The sequence below is a fragment of the Streptomyces sp. NPDC051286 genome (assembly GCF_044455345.1).
Lineage (GTDB): Bacteria > Actinomycetota > Actinomycetes > Streptomycetales > Streptomycetaceae > Streptomyces.
In genome coordinates, this window is the sequence record NZ_JBITER010000151.1 from 1 (window position 1) to 1,406 (window position 1,406).

2 protein-coding genes are annotated in these 1,406 nt (G+C 66.9%); one reads left to right on the plus strand and one right to left on the minus strand.

What is annotated here, in order from left to right:
• Window positions 1–152 precede the first annotated feature (152 nt).
• Window positions 153–872, minus strand: coding sequence for an IS6 family transposase (locus ACIBB8_RS37890; protein WP_398959961.1), 720 nt, complete (start codon window positions 870–872; stop codon window positions 153–155).
• 292 nt (window positions 873–1,164) lie between these two features.
• On the opposite strand from ACIBB8_RS37890, the gene ACIBB8_RS37895 reads away from it, so the two are divergent.
• Window positions 1,165–1,377: a transposase gene (locus tag ACIBB8_RS37895; RefSeq protein ID WP_398959963.1), complete on the plus strand. Its 213-nt coding sequence runs from the start codon at window positions 1,165–1,167 to the stop codon at window positions 1,375–1,377.
• The last annotated feature ends 29 nt before the right edge of the window (window positions 1,378–1,406 follow it).

Below are 1,406 nucleotides of genomic sequence, written 5' to 3' on the forward strand. Positions count from 1 at the left end.
CCGACAGATCAACGCCAAGGCACACGGCCAGTCACGTTGCGGGTCAGGCCACCGCTCGGAGCGGCACCCGATCATCCTCACAGTCACGTTGTTGGATTTGTGGGCGTCTGACGGTGTGTCGGGGCGTGGGGGCTTGCGGTTCTGGTCCGTGTTCAGGCCGTTGCGGCCGCGCCGACGACTCCGGTGACGTGGTCCCAGATGGCGAAGCGGACGGTCATTTCGGCTCGGTGGTCGGGGGCGGTGAGCAGGTGGCGGTGAGGTCGGAAGTGGGGTGAGATGCCGCTGAATGCGGACAGGAATTGCTGGGCCGCGCCGACGCTGCGGAAGCCCTTCATGGCACGCTCGCGCTGGCGGGTGGGCTGGTGGCTGTTCTCCGCCCGGTTGTTCAGGCCCTTGTGGGAGCGGTGCTCCACCGAGGGCATCAGCTCCCGGTGGGCGGCGCCGTAGGAGCGGAGCTTGTCCGTGACGATCACCCTGGGCACCGCCTGGGTCTTCTTCATCAGCCTGCGCAGGAAACTTCTGGCCGCGGCCTTGTCCCGTCGGCTCTGCACGAGGATGTCGAGCACGTTCCCGTCCTGGTCGACGGCCCGCCACAGGTACTTCAATTCTCCACTGACCTTGATGAAGACCTCGTCCAAGTGCCATTTATCCCCGGGCCGAGGTCGGCGGCGACGCAGTCCGTTGGCGTAGGCCTGTCCGAACTTGGCGCACCAGCGGCGGACGGTCTCGTAGGAGACGATCACGCCGCGCTGAAACATCAGCTCCTCGACCTCGCGGAAGCTGAGCGGGAAGCGGAAGTACAGCCACACGCAGTGGGAGATCACCTCGGCCGGGTACCGGTGCCCCTTGTACGACGGCGACGTACTCCCCACGGACGATCCCCCTCCACCATGATCAACCCGAAGATCATCCCACCCCGTCAGTCAACGTGACAGTGTCTCGGCGGACTCCACCCTGCGCGAGTCGCTGGCCGGGCTGAGCAACCCGCGCCTGATCAAGCGGTGCGCCGACCTGGACGACCTGGACGCAACCGGTCCTGCCGCGGCCGCCCGCCACACCCTCAGGCTGCTGGCCCGCCGCATCCGGCACCTGACCGAAGAGATCGACGACCTCAACAAGCGGATAGCCGCGGCCGTCGCAGCCAGCCTCCCCGGCCTGCTCGACGTGCGCGGCGTCGGCCCGGACAGCGCCGCAGCCCTGCTCATCGCGGCCGGGGACAACCCTGAACGCCTCACCAGCGAGGCCTCGTTCGCTGCCTTGTGCGGCACCAGCCCGGTCGAAGCGTCCTCCGGCAAGACCCAACGCCGCAGACTCAGTGGGCGTTTGATGTTGATTCACGCTGGCTGTTTCAGAGTGTTTTGTCGCATTCGCCGCTAGCGTGCATGGCCTGAAATGCCTGGAGGCTC